Annotated in this window: 15 protein-coding genes; 5 read left to right on the top strand and 10 right to left on the bottom strand. The window is 63.0% G+C overall.

The annotated features are described in order from the left end of the window. Positions 1–33: 33 nt before the first annotated feature. From uvrB to A7X12_RS16740, 5 genes are all read left to right on the top strand, one after another. Positions 34–2,010 carry an excinuclease ABC subunit UvrB gene (uvrB, locus tag A7X12_RS16720; RefSeq protein WP_017980845.1) on the top strand — a complete coding sequence of 659 codons (1,977 nt, stop codon included), beginning with the start codon at positions 34–36 and terminating at the stop codon, positions 2,008–2,010. Positions 2,011–2,032: 22 nt separating this feature from the next. Further along, positions 2,033–4,687, top strand: coding sequence for an excinuclease ABC subunit UvrA (locus tag A7X12_RS26630; protein WP_017980846.1), 2,655 nt, complete (start codon positions 2,033–2,035; stop codon positions 4,685–4,687). Between the two features lie 144 nt (positions 4,688–4,831). Continuing rightward, positions 4,832–5,917: a Dyp-type peroxidase gene (locus A7X12_RS16730; RefSeq protein ID WP_026151879.1), complete on the top strand. Its 1,086-nt coding sequence runs from the start codon at positions 4,832–4,834 to the stop codon at positions 5,915–5,917. Continuing rightward, positions 5,910–6,731, top strand: coding sequence for a family 1 encapsulin nanocompartment shell protein (locus A7X12_RS16735; protein ID WP_017980848.1), 822 nt, complete (start codon positions 5,910–5,912; stop codon positions 6,729–6,731). Before A7X12_RS16730 ends, A7X12_RS16735 begins: the two co-directional genes overlap by 8 nt. Before the next feature lie 52 nt (positions 6,732–6,783). Further along, positions 6,784–7,365: a PRC-barrel domain-containing protein gene (locus A7X12_RS16740; RefSeq protein ID WP_017980849.1), complete on the top strand. Its 582-nt coding sequence runs from the start codon at positions 6,784–6,786 to the stop codon at positions 7,363–7,365. 11 nt (positions 7,366–7,376) lie between these two features. On the opposite strand, the gene A7X12_RS16745 is transcribed toward A7X12_RS16740, so the two are convergent. The 10 genes from A7X12_RS16745 to A7X12_RS16790 all read right to left on the bottom strand — a co-directional run bounded on the left by A7X12_RS16745 (position 7,377) and on the right by A7X12_RS16790 (position 16,645). Then, positions 7,377–7,673: a type II toxin-antitoxin system RelE/ParE family toxin gene (locus A7X12_RS16745; protein WP_021233331.1), complete on the bottom strand. Its 297-nt coding sequence runs from the start codon at positions 7,671–7,673 to the stop codon at positions 7,377–7,379. Continuing rightward, positions 7,670–7,948, bottom strand: coding sequence for a type II toxin-antitoxin system ParD family antitoxin (locus tag A7X12_RS16750; RefSeq protein WP_021233332.1), 279 nt, complete (start codon positions 7,946–7,948; stop codon positions 7,670–7,672). The genes A7X12_RS16745 and A7X12_RS16750 overlap by 4 nt, the downstream gene beginning before the upstream one ends. A 116-nt stretch (positions 7,949–8,064) precedes the next feature. Continuing rightward, complete coding sequence (locus A7X12_RS16755) at positions 8,065–9,984, bottom strand: type IV secretory system conjugative DNA transfer family protein (RefSeq protein ID WP_017980852.1); 1,920 nt, start codon at positions 9,982–9,984, stop codon at positions 8,065–8,067. A gap of 21 nt (positions 9,985–10,005) precedes the next feature. Next, entirely contained in the window at positions 10,006–11,016 is a 1,011-nt protein-coding gene (gene virB11 / locus A7X12_RS16760; protein WP_024310571.1) for a P-type DNA transfer ATPase VirB11, read from the bottom strand. 3 nt (positions 11,017–11,019) lie between these two features. Beyond that, the gene (gene virB10, locus A7X12_RS16765; protein WP_231292104.1) at positions 11,020–12,168 is read right to left on the bottom strand and encodes a type IV secretion system protein VirB10; all 1,149 of its coding nucleotides are present in this window, start codon (positions 12,166–12,168) and stop codon (positions 11,020–11,022) included. A gap of 142 nt (positions 12,169–12,310) precedes the next feature. Beyond that, positions 12,311–13,852, bottom strand: coding sequence for a TrbG/VirB9 family P-type conjugative transfer protein (locus tag A7X12_RS26635; protein ID WP_084445621.1), 1,542 nt, complete (start codon positions 13,850–13,852; stop codon positions 12,311–12,313). Next, a complete protein-coding gene (locus A7X12_RS16775; protein ID WP_017980860.1) occupies positions 13,845–14,177 on the bottom strand; it encodes a type IV secretion system protein VirB3 in 333 nt (110 codons plus the stop codon). The genes A7X12_RS26635 and A7X12_RS16775 overlap by 8 nt, the downstream gene beginning before the upstream one ends. A 1-nt stretch (position 14,178) precedes the next feature. Beyond that, positions 14,179–14,502 carry a TrbC/VirB2 family protein gene (locus tag A7X12_RS16780; RefSeq protein WP_017980861.1) on the bottom strand — a complete coding sequence of 108 codons (324 nt, stop codon included), beginning with the start codon at positions 14,500–14,502 and terminating at the stop codon, positions 14,179–14,181. A gap of 20 nt (positions 14,503–14,522) precedes the next feature. Beyond that, entirely contained in the window at positions 14,523–16,046 is a 1,524-nt protein-coding gene (locus A7X12_RS16785) for an LPD7 domain-containing protein (RefSeq protein WP_017980862.1), read from the bottom strand. Continuing rightward, positions 16,043–16,645, bottom strand: a complete 603-nt coding sequence (locus A7X12_RS16790; RefSeq protein ID WP_017980863.1) for a lytic transglycosylase domain-containing protein — start codon at positions 16,643–16,645, stop codon at positions 16,043–16,045. The genes A7X12_RS16785 and A7X12_RS16790 overlap by 4 nt, the downstream gene beginning before the upstream one ends. Positions 16,646–16,724: the final 79 nt, after the last annotated feature.

Genomic DNA, 16,724 nt, shown 5'->3' on the forward strand with positions numbered 1-16,724 from the left:
GCGCCGGGGGCGAAACCGGCAGGAGGATTTCCAGTGTCGACCGATGTTTTCATACTGCACTCGCAATACACGCCGGCAGGCGATCAGCCCGAAGCGATCGCGCGCCTGATCGCCGGCGTCGAAGAGGGGGCACATCACCAGACCCTCAAGGGCATCACGGGCTCGGGCAAGACCTTCACGATGGCGAACATCATCCATCGTCTGAAGCGCCCCACCTTGATCCTTGCCCCCAACAAGACGCTGACATCGCAGCTCTATGACGAGATGCGGCGATTTTTCCCTGAAAACGCCGTGGAGTATTTCGTCTCCTATTACGACTATTTCCAACCGGAAGTGTATCTGCCGGGCCGCGATGAGTTCATTCCGAAGGATTCCTCGATCAACGAGCATCTGGAACGGTTGCGCCTGTCGACGACAAAATCGCTGATCGAGCGCCGCGATACGATCGTCGTCGCCTCGGTATCGTCGATCTACGGCATGGGCGATCCCGACAATTATCGCGCGCTCCAGGTTCCGCTGACCGAGGGCGCGCGGTTGGGACAGGAAGAGCTTTTCCGCAGCCTGGCGCGCTTGCAATATGATCGGGCCGAGCATAAGCTGAAGCGCGGCACTTATCGCGCTGATGGCGACGCTGTTGAGATTTACCCGGCGGATTCGGAATATAAGGCGCTGCGCGTCGGTTTGGCAAACGGCGTGATCGCGTCGCTCCAATGGTTCGATGCGGCGACCGGCAAGCCGATGGAAAGCGCCGATCACTATCTTGTCTCGCCCAAGACTGTTCTGGCGGCGACCGCAGATCAGGCCCGCAAGGCCGCCACGGCGATCCTCGAAGAGTTGGAAACGCAGGTCGAACGGCTGACCAGCGAAAACCGCCTGACGGAAGCGGCGCGCCTCTATGATCGCATCACCAACGATGCCGAGATGTTGCGCGAGGTCGGATATTGCTCGGGCATGGAAAATTACGCCTGCTATCTGAGCGGTCGTGACCCTGCGCTCCCGCCCATAACCCTGCTCGACTATCTGCCCAAGGACGGGCTGCTGTTCGTCGACGAATCGCATGTGATGATCCCACAGATCTCGGCGATGTTCCGGGGCGACCAGGCCCGCAAGGATACGCTGATCGATTATGGCTTCCGCCTGCCGTCTTCGAAGGACAGCCACCCCCTGAGCTTCCACGAGTTCGAACAGGTCAAGCCGCAGACGATCTTCGTGTCCGCCACCCCCGGCGCTTATGAGGTAAAGGCCTCGCAAGGCAGGGTGGTTGAACAGATCGTGCGGCCGACCGGCCTGCTCGATCCGAAGGTGGAAGTCCGCCCGTCCCAAGGCGCGCGTGACGATTTGCTACGCGAGATCGCGCAGCGCACGCAGCGCGATGAGCGCGTGCTGGTTACGACGCTGACCAAGGTTGCGACCGAGGAGCTGCACGCTTTCCTCGAAAGCGAAGGCATTCGCGCGCGTTACATGCACTCTGACATCAAGGTCGAGGATAGGGTCGCGATCATCGAGGGCCTGCGCGTGGGCGAGTTCGACGTGCTGATCGGGATCAGTTTGCTGCGCGAAGGGCTCGACATCCCAGAAGCGTCGCTGATTGCGATCTTCGATGCAGACCGCGCGGGCTTCCTGCGCTCGGCCCAGGCGCTGATCCAGATGATCGGCCGCGTCGCGCGCAATGTGAACGGCACCGCTGTCCTCTACGCCGATATGGTGACGCCGGCGATGCGGGCCGCGATCGATGAGACCGAGAGCCGGCGACAGCGCCAGATCGCCTTCAACGAGGAGAACGACGTCACACCGCTCTCGTCGGTTCGCGGCCTGGCGTCGGCGCAGCCCTACGGGCAAGAGCCGTCGGTCCATTCGGAAGCCTTCTGCGAGAACCTGTACGAGCTTTGCGACCGGATCACGGAGAAGGAACAGGCGCTGCTCGCGGCGGTGGATCACGGCCAAGAGGATCGGGCCGAGACGATCCGGGGCGAGCTGGACGGCCTCTACCGTCAGTTCATTTATCTGTGACGCGCCGGGTGAAAGTGACCGAATGAGCAAGGATCAGGAGCCTCAAACCACCCCCGGCAAGGAACGCGCGCCGCGATCCGGCTTCGTACAAGTGCGCGGCGCGCGGCAGAACAACCTCAAGAATGTTGATGTGGACGTTCCGCGCGATGCCTTCGTGGTGTTCACCGGCATATCGGGATCGGGCAAGTCGAGCCTCGCCTTCGGCACCCTCTATGCCGAGGCACAGCGCCGCTATCTGGAATCGGTCGCGCCCTACGCCCGCCGCCTGATCGATCAGGCCGGCGTGCCGGAGGTTGACGCCATCGACGGGTTGCCGCCCGCGGTCGCGTTGCAGCAGCAGCGCGGCTCGGCCAATGCGCGGTCTTCGGTTGGCAGCGTGACGACGCTCTCCAGCCTGGTGCGGATGCTCTATTCGCGCGTCGGAGAATATCCGCGCAATCAGCCGATGCTCTATGCGGAGGACTTCTCCCCCAACACCGTGGCCGGGGCCTGCCCGACCTGCCACGGCATCGGGCGCGTCTATGACGCGACCGAAGAGACGATGGTGCCCGACGACAGTCTCACCATTCGCGATCGGGCGATCGCGGCATGGCCGCCGGCGTGGCACGGCCAGAACCTGCGCGATATCCTTGTGTCGCTCGGCTATGATGTCGACACGCCATGGCGCGATCTTCCGAAGAAGGATCGTGACTGGATACTCTTCACCGACGAGACGCCGACGGTGCCGGTCTATGCGGGTCTGACGCCCGAACAGACGCGCGTTGCCCTCAAGCGTCGTATGGAGCCGAGCTATCAGGGCACCTTCACCGGCGCCCGTCGCTACGTGCTGGAGACCTTCGCCAACACCAAAAGCGCGCTGATGAAGAAGCGTGTCTCGCAATATATCATCGGCCGCGATTGCCCGACCTGCGACGGCAAGCGCCTGAAGCGCGAGGCCCTGTCGGTGAAGTTTGCCGGCCTGGACATCGCCGAGTTTGGCGACCTGACGGTGCTGAAGCTCCGGGACTTGCTCACGCCCGTCGCCCATGGCGAGTATGGTAGCGCCTCGACGACCCTGAAGGGCCATGTTCTCGGCAAGGCGGCCCGCGATGCGGCGGTTGAACGTAGGGTCGCGGCGGGAGGCTCGGCACACAAGGCAGCGCCTGACGTGCGCCGCACGCCCAATCTTTCCGATGAGAAGCGGGTCGCCGCGCAGCGTCTCGCATCCGAGCTGCTCGAACGGCTAGGCCCGCTGATCGACCTTGGCCTTGGCTACATCTCGCTCGACCGCAGCACGCCGACGCTTTCCTCCGGCGAGCTGCAACGCCTGCGCCTTGCCACTCAATTGTCGTCACAGCTTTTCGGCGTGGTCTATGTGCTGGACGAGCCATCGGCGGGGCTGCACCCGGCAGACGGCGAAGCGTTGCTGACCATCCTTGAGCGGCTGAAGGCGGCGGGCAACTCGCTGTTCGTTGTCGAGCATGATCTTGACGTGATCCGCCATGCCGAATGGCTGGTCGATGTGGGGCCAGGTGCCGGCGAAAAGGGCGGCGAAGTGCTCTACAGCGGCCCGATCGCAGGGCTTGCCGGCGTCGAGGCGTCGATCACCCGTCGCTATCTGTTCGCAGAACCTGACGCCCATGACCGGACCCCGCGCGAAGCAAAAGCATGGCTCCGTCTTGAAGGTGTGACCCGCAACAATCTTCACGGGCTCGACGTCGCGCTACCGATTGGCTGCTTCACCGCCGTCACCGGGGTTTCAGGATCGGGCAAGTCCAGTCTTGTCAGCCAGGCACTTCCGGAGCTTGTGACGGAACAACTCGGCGGCACGCCGGCTGCCGAGGAGGAGGATACCGATCCGCTGCTCGATGTTGCGCGGGAAGAGACCGAAGGCCGCATCGTTGCGGGCATGGAGCATGTGCGCAGGCTGGTGCGGGTCGATCAGAAGCCGATCGGCCGCACTCCACGCTCGAACCTCTCCACCTACAGCGGCCTGTTCGATCATGTGCGCAAGATCTTCGCGAACACCCCACTGGCGCGCCGGCGCCACTACAGCCCGGGCAGGTTCTCCTTCAACGTCGCACAGGGCCGCTGCCCGGTGTGCGAGGGTGAGGGCTTCGTCATGGTGGAGCTGTTGTTCCTGCCCAGCGTCTATGCGCCCTGCTCGACCTGCCATGGCAGCCGCTACAATCCGCAGACGCTCGAAGTCGAATGGAACGGCCGCAACATCGCCCAGGTGCTTGAGCTGACGGTGGACGAGGCGTGCGACTTCTTCGCGAGCGAACCGTCCGTCATGCGCTCGCTCGATGTGCTGCGGGAGATTGGCCTCGGCTATCTGAGGCTTGGACAGCCGGCGACGGAACTGTCGGGCGGCGAGGCCCAGCGCATCAAGCTCGCGACCGAGCTGCAACGCGCCCAGCGTGGCAACACCATCTACATCCTCGACGAGCCGACTTCGGGGCTTCACCCTTCCGACGCTGATCGGCTGATGCGGCACCTGCAGGGCCTTGTCGATGTCGGCAATACGGTCGTCGTCGTCGAGCATGACATGCGAGCTATTTCACAGGTGGATTGGGTGATCGATCTGGGGCCTGGCGCTGGCGAAGATGGTGGCCGGATCATCGCGAGCGGCGTCCCTCACGATGTTGCCGAAGCGCAAGGCAGCCTGACCGCGCCTTATCTAAAGGCGGCGCTTTAGCCGCTTGGACGCCGGCGACAGGGGGGAGTGGGACTATGGTGAGTCTTGTCGATTGGGGTGTGGCGATCCCGATGATCGAGCACCGGCCATGTCTTGCTGGGATGTGATAGCGATGGTCCTGCCCGACCATTCAGGGAGTTGAACGTGCCTTCTACCGTCTCTCAAGATGTTACCGCTCGTTCCCAGGCCGTCGATGCCCGGCTTACCCGCGCTGCGATCTTTCTGGTCGTCTCGATGGGCGCCGGGGAGAAGCCGGAAGCGGGGGTGCGGGGTCTTTGCGCCATCCTGTCGTCGCTGGTTCGTGGCGTGGGCTTCCGGGCGGCAGACGGCGGACTTTCCTGCATCATGGGGATCGGCTCCGATGCTTGGGACCGGCTATTCGGAGCGCCGCGGCCGAAGGAACTGCATCCGTTCCGGGAAATCCGCGGCGTCCATCATGCGCCTTCGACGCCCGGCGACCTGCTGTTTCACATTCGCGCCGCGCGTCAGGATTTGTGTTTCGAGATGGCGGCGCAGATCGTGAAGCGTCTCGCCGGCTTCGCCTCGGTGACGGACGAGGTGCATGGCTTCCGCTACTTCGACGATCGCGACCTGCTGGGATTTGTCGACGGGACGGAAAACCCCGTCGAGCAGGGAGCCAGAGATGCCACGGTGATCGGGGCGGCGGACGATCCGGTCTTCGCTGGCGGCAGCTATGTGATCGTCCAGAAATACCTCCACGACCTCGACAAGTGGAACGCGATTCCCGTGGAGCAGCAGGAGAAGATCGTAGGGCGCGAGAAGCTGTCGGACATCGAGCTGGACGAGGCGGCCAAGCCGAGCTTCGCGCATAACGTGCTCACCAACATCGAGGAGGACGGCGAGCAACTCCAGATCCTGCGCGATAACATGCCGTTCGGCGATGTTGGTAAGGGCGAGTTCGGCACCTATTTCATCGGTTACGCCCGCTCGCCGACCCGCATCGAGCGGATGCTCGACAATATGTTCATCGGTTTGCCACCCGGCAATTACGATCGCTTGCTCGATGTTAGCCGGGCCGTGACCGGCTCGCTTTATTTCGTGCCGTCGGCTGATTTTCTGGACGAGGTAACGCCGGAGCCAGCCACGGCCGATGGCGATGAGGCGGTAGCCGAGGCGCCCGCATCCACGGCGCCGGCACCGGAGCCCTCGTCAGCATCGGATGGATCGCTGCGCATTGGATCACTCAAAGATGAGGCAGGACATGAATAACCTCCATCGCGAACTCGCCCCCATCTCCGACGCCGCTTGGGCGCAAATCGACCAAGAAGCGACCCGAACTCTCAAGCGCTATCTGGCCGCGCGCCGCGTCGTGGACGTGCCGGAACCGAAGGGGGCCACGCTCGCGGCCGTGGGAACGGGCCACACCAAGCCGATCGATGCGCCCAGCGATGGCGTCCAAGCCGTGCGGCGTGCGGTCAACGCCGTGGTCGAACTGCGCGTGCCCTTCACGCTGACCCGCGCGGCGATCGACGATGTGGAGCGCGGCTCCGAGGATTCGGACTGGCAACCGCTCAAGGAAGCCGCCCGCACGATCGCCTTTGCCGAAAATCGCGCGATCTTTGATGGCTATGCCGCTGCCGATATCGGCGGCATCCGTCCCGGCGCGAGCAACGAGCCGGTGCCGCTGCCCACGGCCGTCGCCGGATATCCCGCCATCGTCGCCCAAGCCGTCGATCGGTTGCGCCTTGCCGGGGTCGAGGGGCCTTATCGACTGGTGCTGGGCGATGATCCGTTCACCGCGATCAGCGGCGGCAGCGAGGAGGGCTATCCGGTGCTCCAGCACATCAATCGTCTGGTGGACGGCGATATCATCTGGGCGCCGGGCATCATGGGCGGCGTCGTCCTGACAACGCGGGGCGGCGATTTCGAACTCGATCTCGGACAGGATTTGTCGATCGGCTATCTCAGCCACACCGCCGAGGCGGTCGAGCTGTACCTGCAAGAGAGCTTCACCTTCCGGCTGTTGACGAGCGAGGCGGCTGTTTCGCTCCCGACAACGGAAGCGTCGGCGCAGCCGGCGTGAAGGCGTTGCCGGTTGCGCCGCCCGCACGCGGGCCGCAGCGAGGGGTGGGACAATGATAAGTCTCGTCGGTTGGATCGCCACGATCGCGACGATGATCGCGGCGATGATGACGGCTTCCAACCTGGGCGCGCGCGTGACGGGCTGGGGCTTCGTGGTGTTCAGCATCAGCTCGGTTTGCTGGACCACATTGGGCTACGCCACAGGACAGACAGCCTTGGTTGCCACCAATGGATTCCTGATGCTGACGAACCTAGTTGGTATCTGGCGATGGTTGGGGCAGCAGACCAAATATGAGGATGGCGGCCGATCGGCCGAAACAGCCAGCCAAAGATCCGATACGCCGAACCTGTTCACCGCGACCGGCCTGATCGGCATGGCGGTTGATGACAAGAGCGGGATGAATCTGGGCCGGGTTGTCGAGGCCCTTATCGAATGTTCGACCGGCAGGATAAACTATGTGGTGATCTCGGACGAGCGATATGCCGGTCTTGAAGAGACATTGCGAGCGGTGCCGCTCGAATCCCTCAGGATCGGCTACACGCGCATGACGCTGTTGCTGGACGGCCCGAGCTTCCTGTCACAGCCCGGCCTCAAAAGTCGTGACTGGCCCGCCTTCGCTCCGATCAATCCCTAGCAAGCGATCGCTCACACCAATTGGAGCGCGCGATCATGATCTTGACCGGGGCCAAGAAAGCGCAGGATCAGGATACGGTGGGCTTCTGGCCGGTAGAGGATGCCATAGCGGCGATAGGAACGGCGACGGATACCGTAGCGCTCATAGCGAGGCACCAGAGGATAGCCTTGGGGCAGATCGGCAAGGCGACGGGCCGCCTCACGCAATTCCTCAACAAAGCTGATGGCTCTCGCGGGATTGTCCTTTTCGATATGCTCGGCGATGTGATCGAGGTCGGCCAGCGCATCCGGCGTCAGGATGACTTTCATTGCGGCTGAGCGCTTGCCCGTGTCCGAATCCTGTCGATGATAGCATCGCAGGCGTCGTCGAGGTCGTGGGTGCGCCCCGCCTCGGCATCGGCAAGGCCGCGTTCGATCGAGGCGTCAAGATCATGCAGCCACCGTTCGACATCCTGCGTCTCGCCCTGATCGCGCCGAATGAGATCGCGAACATAATCACTCACGCTGGCATAATGCCCGCTGTCGATGCGGCGCTGGACGTAATCCCGCATAGGGTCCGGAAGGGAGACGTTCATCGAAGCCATAAATCACCTCACTACCATTATGGCAAAAACTGCCATCGGTTTCAAGGCGCCTGCCTCTCTTGTGCAGCCGATCCGCCTTCGCGTCACCGCACCGACGAGGGTAAGATCACATAACGCTAAGCGACCTTTGGCTCGCCTACCATGACAATATGTTGGAAAAGCTTGCTGGTGCGTTCCCCGGCAGGCGCGGCCATGGCGGCGGCGATCGCGGCTTGGTTCAAGCGATGGTGGGTCGGGGCCGTGCCTCCGCCTCCGGATTGCGGCCCAGGACCATGAGCAGGCGGGGCCGAGCCAAGGGCGCCATTATCATCCGCCTCGGCCGCGGCGATCACCCGCAGGCTGTTTATCGGTGCGGTGGGATCGGGTCGAATGTTCGGCATTTGCGGTGCGGGGATCTTGGTCAGCGCGACCATGGCCTTCTCCGTATAATAGCGGATTTTCTTGCCATAGACGGGCGGGATGCCGAGGCGCAGGACGATCATGTCCTTTTCGGGGAGCTGCATCAGCTCTTGAGGAAGCATCAGGGGCCGGCGCTGATCGGATTCCGATACCGAGCCGCCCCCACGGCCCCACATGCCGAAGGAGCGCGACTTGGCGCGAAACGTATAAGTGCCAAGCCGTTCGGAAATATCCTTCGCATCATCGTTGGTCGCGGGGCGCATGACCATTTGGACGCCGCAGTTGGATTCAATCTCCGTGGCGACTTTCGGCCCATAGACGTTCTCGAGCTGCGCTCCGCTCTGGATGACGGGGAGGAGGCGAATGCCATAGCCGGCGACATAGCTGAAGCCATTGGCGATCACCGACGCGCGGCCGAGGCGCGAGAACTCGTCGAGCAAGAGCAGCAAGCGAACCTGGTGCTTGTTGCCCGAGGGCAGCTCGCGGACATTGAGGTCAATGAGCTGCTGGAAAAGCAGGCCATAGATCGGTGCCACGCGATCCAGATCATCCGGCGAGACGCCGAGATAGAGCGAGATCCGCTTGTCGCGGAACTCGCGCAGATCGAAATCGCTGACAGCCGTTGCCGCATCGACATAGGGGTTCAGCCACAGATTGATCTTGGCGGTGACGGACTGGCGGGTTGACGTGAAGGTATTGGCCGAGGCCATGATCCAATCCCGCAGCGCCGACACGCACGCCCCTGATAGCGGTTTGCCCTCCCGCTCGCGCTGCGAGATGATTTTGGGAAATCGCTTTTGTGCATCGCCGGCGGCGAATTGGCGGTAGATTTCGCCGATGGTGAAGGGGAGCGCATCGTCGCCATCATCCACCGTGGCGGCGACATAGGCCGCGACACCGAGAAACGCCGTCCTTGCGCTTTCCGCCCAAAACGTCTCGCCCTGCAGGGGCAGGGGAAAAAGCATGACGCTGATTTTTTGCAGCTCGTTGACGACTTCGACCTGATCGCGTCGGTTGATGTACGCGAGCGGGTTGTAGCGGCATGTGCGACCGTGGGCATCGAGCGGGTTGAACAAGAGTGTTTGCTGGCGAAGGTTCGTCATCCGAAAGCCTGCTGTCGCCGCCCAATTCTCTTGCTTCACATCGAGGACGACAACCGAATCCGGCCATTGGAGAAGGTTCGGGATCACGACGCCGACGCCCTTGCCGGCGCGGGTGGGTGCTTCGAGCAAGACATGCTCGGTTCCCCCAAAGCGCATGAACTTGCCATTGATGCGGCCGAGGAGAATGCCGGCATCCTCCAAGAGCTTGGCCTTGCGGACCTCGCCGATCCGCGCCCAGCGGGCTTCGCCGTGGAGCTTCTGGCCCGTGAAAAGCGACGACACGATACCGATCAGGCAGACCGCGAAGGCGATGAAGAAACCGGCGAGAAACGGCTTCCACACGATCGGCAAGTGGCGCATCGACCATAATGCACCCGGAACGCGCGCCCAGGGCGTGTGCGCCGAGAGGAGATGCGCCTTCCAAAGGACCACCACGGCGCCGATCGCGGCGCTTATCATCAAGCCTATGATGACGAGGAACGCGATGGCGGCCGGCTCGGACGCCCCTTGGTTGCGAACCATTTTGCCGCTCATAATGCGATCCTCCGCTCGAATCTAATCGCGAGGCTTGCCCGCAGGATCGAACCACACTTCCGTCATACGATAGCGCGCCGGCTTCCCGTCACCTGGGGGAAGGCGGTGCATCTGCACGACGATATCAACCAGCGAGCGCAACAGGGCGCGGATGTCGTGCCGATCGAGATCGTTGCCGCCTTCCGATTCCTTGACCAGCAGCGTAAGCTGTTCCAGCGCACCTTCGGCCGTATTGGCATGGACCGTGGTTATCGAGCCTGGATGGCCGCTATTGACGTTGCGCAGATAGAAGAAGGCGGTGCCGTCGCGTAGCTCTTGGAGCAGGATGCGATCGGGTCGCATACGCAACGCCGATTCCAGCAATTCCTTTGCGCCAGCTTTTTGAAGGCCCTTTCCGTCCTTAGAATACATCATGTGGACGTGGTTGCGCTGTGGCACCACCAGCTCGCGGGTGTCTTCGATCGTCAGGATGCGCTCGTAATCGGGAATGAGCCTAATCAGGCCCTTGGAGAAGCTCGTCTTGCCGGAACCCGTGGCGCCGGAGATCAGGATATTTTTGCGGGATTCGACCGCGAGCCGGAAGAAGCCCTTCCAGTCGCCGGCCTCGCGAAATCGCATCAGCGCGGAGTCGACCTCTTCATGCAGGCCATGAGCGCGGACCTCACTGAAAAGCCCGGCGCGGTCGAAATCGTCGATGTCCATAGAGACGCCCGACGCTTTCCGGATCGTGATCGAGACGAAGCCCCGCTCCACGGCAGGGGGGACGACGACCTGCGCGCGCTCGCCTCCCGGAAGAACCGAGGAGACGATCGGATATTCGGCGGTGACATCCTGTTTGGTCAGACCTGCGATGAGCTTCGCGAGCGTCATGAGGGCCGCATTGTCCAATGCCGGCTCCTTATGCCATTCCCAACCGTTGCGCGTCTCCAAGCCGATCAGGCCCGGCTCATTGATGACCAGCTCCGTCACGTCCTCGCGGGCTAGGTGACGCTCTATCGGCGCCGCATTGTGCTGGTATATCGACGACGCCACAAATCAGCGCCTCAGTCGCACGTCATAGACGGACCGGAAATCGAAATCCTTGGCGACGAAGATTGCAGCCGTATCGCCCTGATTCTTCTTCAGGATCGGCTTGATCTGCATGGTTTGGTTGAGGACCGTCTGTGCAGTATTGCCCGGAACCTGTGTCGAGTAGGTGCCTTCGCCGGCGACGGCGCGACTGGCGATGTTCGACGCATCTTCCAGCACCGAGATCACAAGCCCCATGCCGAAGCGCGCCCAAAACTGCGTATCGACGCCTCCCGGCAGGCCGGCGCGGCCAAGGCTATCAGCCGCAGGCGATCCCAAGTCGATCGCCACACCGCGCGGCGTGAGTGCGCGCGTCCATAGGACGAACAAGCGAGCCTGCCCCTGTGTGATGCCGCCCGAATATTGCCCCAGCACCTTCGTCCCTTTGTCGAGCAGGACGATGCGACCATTTTCCGAATAGACGTCATGATTGATGACGCAGTTCACGAAGCCCGCCTGCGTCGAGTTGATGGCCGTCTGCAGAGTGCAGGGTATGACCGTGCCAGCGCTCAACAGAAGGCTCCGATCGGGGATCACGCTCGCCCGTACTGTCTGGATCGCCGCATGGTTGAGCTGATCGCTGAAATCGGTCGATCCCTTACCCGACGGGCCGGCATCATCATTCTGCCCGAAGCCGCTGGCCCCGAAGTTGCGCGGGCCGCCTGGCTGGCCTTGCCCTTGGCCCTGCCCATCGCCTTGAGGCTGGCCATTCCCTTGCGGTTGCTCGGCCGAGACGAGGCTTGTCCCCGGTGATCCGGCGGATGCGATACCCGTGCTGCCGAACGCCATGATCGGCGATCGGCGCGCAGCATCCGCCATCGAGCGTGCCTGTTCGGCTCGCTTCTGCTCTGGCGTCTCCTGACCATTCGCCGACACCGGCGCCGGATTCCCGTTCGCATCGGTAGCCTGGTTAGGCGTCGCCGCGATCGGGCGGCCGAACATATCGGTTTGCGGGGCATTGGGTTGGCCGAGCTGGCCGGCGAGCTGCGCGCGCTGCGCGTTCGGTGATCCCATCACATCGGCCACGGCCCGATCGCTGGCTTTTGCCGGCTGCTCGGCGGGCTTTGCGGAGCCGGAATGGTGGAATGCACCATAGCCGATCGCAATGCCGCCCATGGTGCCGATCAGTGCGAGGCCGGCGCCGAGGAAAGCGATATTTCCCCAACCGCCGCTGCGCGCAATGGGGCTGCTCTGCTCGCTGGGGGGGACGGTATCGGCGCCGACTTCGCCGCCGCGGTCAATGAGGTTATCGGCCATCTTACTGCCCCTTCACTTTACGTTCGACGATGTTGGAGACGGTCCCCGTCCGATCGCCGCGATCGTTGCGAGGGGGCGCTTCATTGTAGATGCACAGCACCACGTTGCCGCGACGGAGCCGAAGCTGCCGATAGACCGCATGGATCACGACAAAATCCTCGCGCACGTCGTAGGGAACGATCGTCTCGGTCCCGTCCACGTCAACGGCAAAAATTGAAGGTATGTCGGCGTGGCCTGGGTAGCGCAGCACCGTGAACTCGCCATTGTCGGAGATCTCGGTGGGCTGGAGCGAGGAGTCGCCCTGCACCGTGTAATTCATGTTTCGCGTTCCCGACTTGCGACCCGCAGGGAAGGTGTAGAACGGGCTGAGGGCTGCGAAATTGCGGCTGTTGATGACCGCAGGCCGCGCCCGCATTTTGAAATTGCCGGGAAGCTGCGCCCAAAACGCCGCTTCCAGCGCCACGTCCTCGCGGGCCATCACCATGCCGGTATCGGCCGCGGCGGAACGCGCAATGGAGAGTCGATCGAGCAGGCGCCGCTTGTCATCGTCCATCACCGCGATCGACAAATGATGCTCGCCCAGGACGAAGCGGTTCGCCATCAGATCATCGACGCCATCCAGCAGCTCCATGGCCTGACTGACGCCGGCATCGTCGGACGACACCATTTGCTTGTATTTTTTCGTGAAGCGCTCGCTCGCCACGGACTTTACCAGCGGCGCGAAGCTCTGCGTCAGCACGAACGGGAAATCGAGCGTCAGCAGGCTATTGAACTGCCCCGTCCGCGTCGTGGCGACATATTCGCGGACGCCGAACATACCGAGCCAGTGCGACTTGTCGGGGAGCCGAATTTCAGCGGCCTCGCGCCCGAAGATCACCCGCGACGTATAGAGGGCCTGCCCGAGCCGCCCGTTCAACAGCGGCACGCGGATGCGGTCGCCGGTCAGGATGAAGTGCAGCACCTCCATGGGTTGCGAGAAAAGGTTGCCGTTATGCTCGTAGAGCGAGAGCGGCGTCGGGCTTGTGTCCGCCAGCAGCGATTCAAAATCGCGGCATTTGTCTGCCATGATCGCGAGAGCGCGATCGTCAATCTCCGCACCGGGTTGGCGCTTGGCGAAAAGGCGTGTCACCTGGTCGCCGGCCATGTTCGAGGGCCGCACGATGATCGTGACGTAAAACTCGTTGTGGTAGAGAACCTTTTCCTTCAGCCGCTCCGCGTAACGCTCCTGTAGCGTGCGGGCGAAATCGGAATGGAACTCGCCTTCAAGGATAGGGTCCGTCGCCGTGCGGACGAGGTGCGTCCAGAGGGCAACCCGATCGTCACCGATCGAGCGCCACGCGATGTTGAGCTTGTTATGCCATGTGTTGAGATCGGCGATGTCGCTCGTCTCGAACGGCCGCCCGTCGACGCGATACATCCGCATGAGTGAGCCGTCTTCCAGCGCGACGATCGTGTCATCGACATGCCGCGTGTAGGGGATGAATTTGATGTCATCCGCTTCGCGAAGGGCGACCTGTTTGTGCTTCAGGGTGAATTTAGCCATTGCCGAATTGCTTCCGCTTCACGCCTTGGGACAGGCGGACGGGAGAGTAGCTCCCGCCCCCCCAGAATTTGCGGTTTTTGGAGAGAAATACGGTCTGAAACCAAAGGCCCCACAGCCGAAACGCATTGTAGTCGTAGTGGACTATCATGCGGGCCGGGAAGTAGAGCGCTCCGAACATGGCCAGGGGGAAGAAGGGATTGTGCATGATCCCCCAAAAAACCATGCAGACCATGATGATCGGCAGGATCGCCTCCAGCGGCAATCCCATGAACACCGATGGCCTGGTCAGGGCGAGAAAGACCTTATCCTCGGCCAGCTTGTCCATGTTAGCTGCCCGATCCGCCCATCCAGCCCACGATGGTCGCGGCCGAGAAGATGATGCCGATCCCGATCAGCACGGTGACGGCCCGCCCCCAATCCATGCGGCCGGTCAGCTTTGCATAGCCGACGGCCATCACGGCGATGATGCCGACCACGGACGCGATCGTGGTCATCCATGTCTTGATGGTCGTAAGGCCGCTCTCGATGGCGGTGCCGTCCGCAAGGGCCGGCTGCGCGATCGAGATGAGGGCCAGGGCGCCGGCGAAGCCGACGAGTTGGCGGGCGCGGCGATCGGACATCATCCGGCCCAACTTCGATGTGAATTTCATACGGTACTCCATGGCTGGAATTACCTCTCCAATGTTGGGGAGGACTGGACCGGCTCTATTCGCCGAACGGGAGCCGGTTCGCGGACCGACACATCAAGGCCGCGCCGAAGCACGTCCGAGATCATCTGCCGACTGTCACGGGTCTCCGACGCAACCTGCATCGCATCCCCTTTGAAGACCTCGGCGATATGCTGTTCCATGGCCGCCTGCGCCTGGAGCGCGTTGGCAAGGCGCGGTTCGGCCGCGATCGTGTCGGCAGCACCGTGGAGAAATAAGTCAGCCAGTTCCTCGCTATCGCGATGCCGCTTGGCCTCTTCTGATCGCTGGCGCTCCTCGCGAACGACCTGGGCGTCCCGCTCGGGCTGGGGCTGGCGATCCTGATCGCGTGTCGAACGCGCGACCGCCCGCTCCTCCTGAGCCCCATAGATCTGATCGACCAGCGCCGATGCCGTCTCGCGGACCGCGCGCGCACGCGGATCGCCGCTCGTCTCCAGCTCCCGGATTCCCCGCTCGAACACGCGCTCGACGATCGCCCGCTCGTCGAGCGCGGCCCTCTCGCCGGCTTCGCGAGCTGCGGCCGGAGAAGGTCTGCGCTGGGCGCTCGCATCGACTTCCGGGGAGCCGACGGCGCCATCGCTTTCCGATGCGGCGCTCGCGACCGTTTCCATGGCCTGCACGGCCCGCTCGGCGGTTTGGGCGGCGTTGGCCGGCGCTCCACGCGTCGCCGCTTCCTGCCTGCGCTCCTCTTCCCGGCTCCGCAGGCCCGCCATCCGCTCGGCTTCGGCGAACGACGGCTCGTAACCTTTGACCGTCAAACCGGCGCGGGAGCCGGCCTCCCATACCGCCTTGGTAAACTCGGGCGTCCCATGAACGTCAATCGTTTCCCAGCCATTATGCTGCGCGAGTCTGACCAGCGCAGCTATCGTTTCGGGATCTTCGTCGCGGGCGATGATCCGGTCATCGATGATTTCGAGCGACGGGTTCAACCGATCCCCGGCAAAGAACACGCCGAGGCGTCGATTGCCACCATCGGGGGATTCGACAACCCGCATGGAGTACCGCTTCGCCATATCGGGCGGGATCTCGAACGTGGACCGTTCGGGAGCGGCCTGCGCAAGCGCCGATTGGATGGACGCGCTTTGGGCGAGGCTTTCGGCAAGGTCTTTGCCGTGATCGGCCCCATGTTCGGCAATCACCACATCGGGAGCGCCTTCCGAACCGGGCCGGCTCAGCGCTGACATTTGCTCGGGCAGGCGAACGCCGCCCTGTCCGTCTATATGCGTGCCGACGCCCAGAGCCTCTTTGGCTTCCGGCGCCCTCGATTCCACCAGACGCTTGAAATCCGGGTCCGCCACCAGCTTCCGGGCGCGATCTTCGGCGAGCGGATCGCGGCTGTTGCCCGTGGTGGCAATCAAAGTCGCATCCTTCCCAGCATAGATCGCGACTTGCTCTTGGTCGCGATAGTCGGCGCTGGGAGAAAAGCTGCTGACCACGAGCCGCGTATCGGCGCGCGTGCTGGGCGCGATGGAATTGGTCTCGCTCATTTGAAGACCTCGATATCGTTGGAAGCAATTTGGCCGACCACCCAGCTATCGCGATCGTTCGCTGGCCCGTTATTCGAGGCCGGCGTGTCGCTCGCGGGCGTGGAAGGAACGGGGAGAGCTGGCGGCGCCTGGACGGAACCCAGCGCGGCCGCGGCCGACCACACGCGGCCGACATAGCCGTTGCGAAATCCCCGCGTCAGCGTTCCGGTATTGTAGAGCGAATAGGTCGCGGAGATCGCATCGAGGCCCGTGTAATGCCGGGTTGCCAGACCATAGCCTTCTTGCAGCACAGCGGAAGCGAGCCGCAGATTGGTGCAAGGATCGAACACCTCTTCGACCGAGACCCCGAGGCGCGCGAAATTGGCCGAATTGACCTGGGCCAAGCCGACATCGACGGTGTAGCCAGCAGCGACATAGCGACGGACGATCGCTGCGCCTTCAGCGACGGAGCCGGCACGAACGCGCGGCCCCTTGTTGACGTTGATCTTGAGGGAGTCGCCGCTACTCTCCGTCATGACGAGCGGCACAACCGCTTCGGTCGCGATTTCCGGCGCGCATTGCTGCGCCAGCGTGGCAATGGCGGCGACCGCGTAGATCATTGCTGTGTCACCGTCTGGTATCGCGTGTCGAGCGCGTAGCTCGACACGGCACCGTCTGACTGCACACCGCCAACGAACT

The organism is Sphingomonas sp. TDK1 (assembly GCF_001650735.1).
Lineage (GTDB): Bacteria > Pseudomonadota > Alphaproteobacteria > Sphingomonadales > Sphingomonadaceae > Sphingomonas.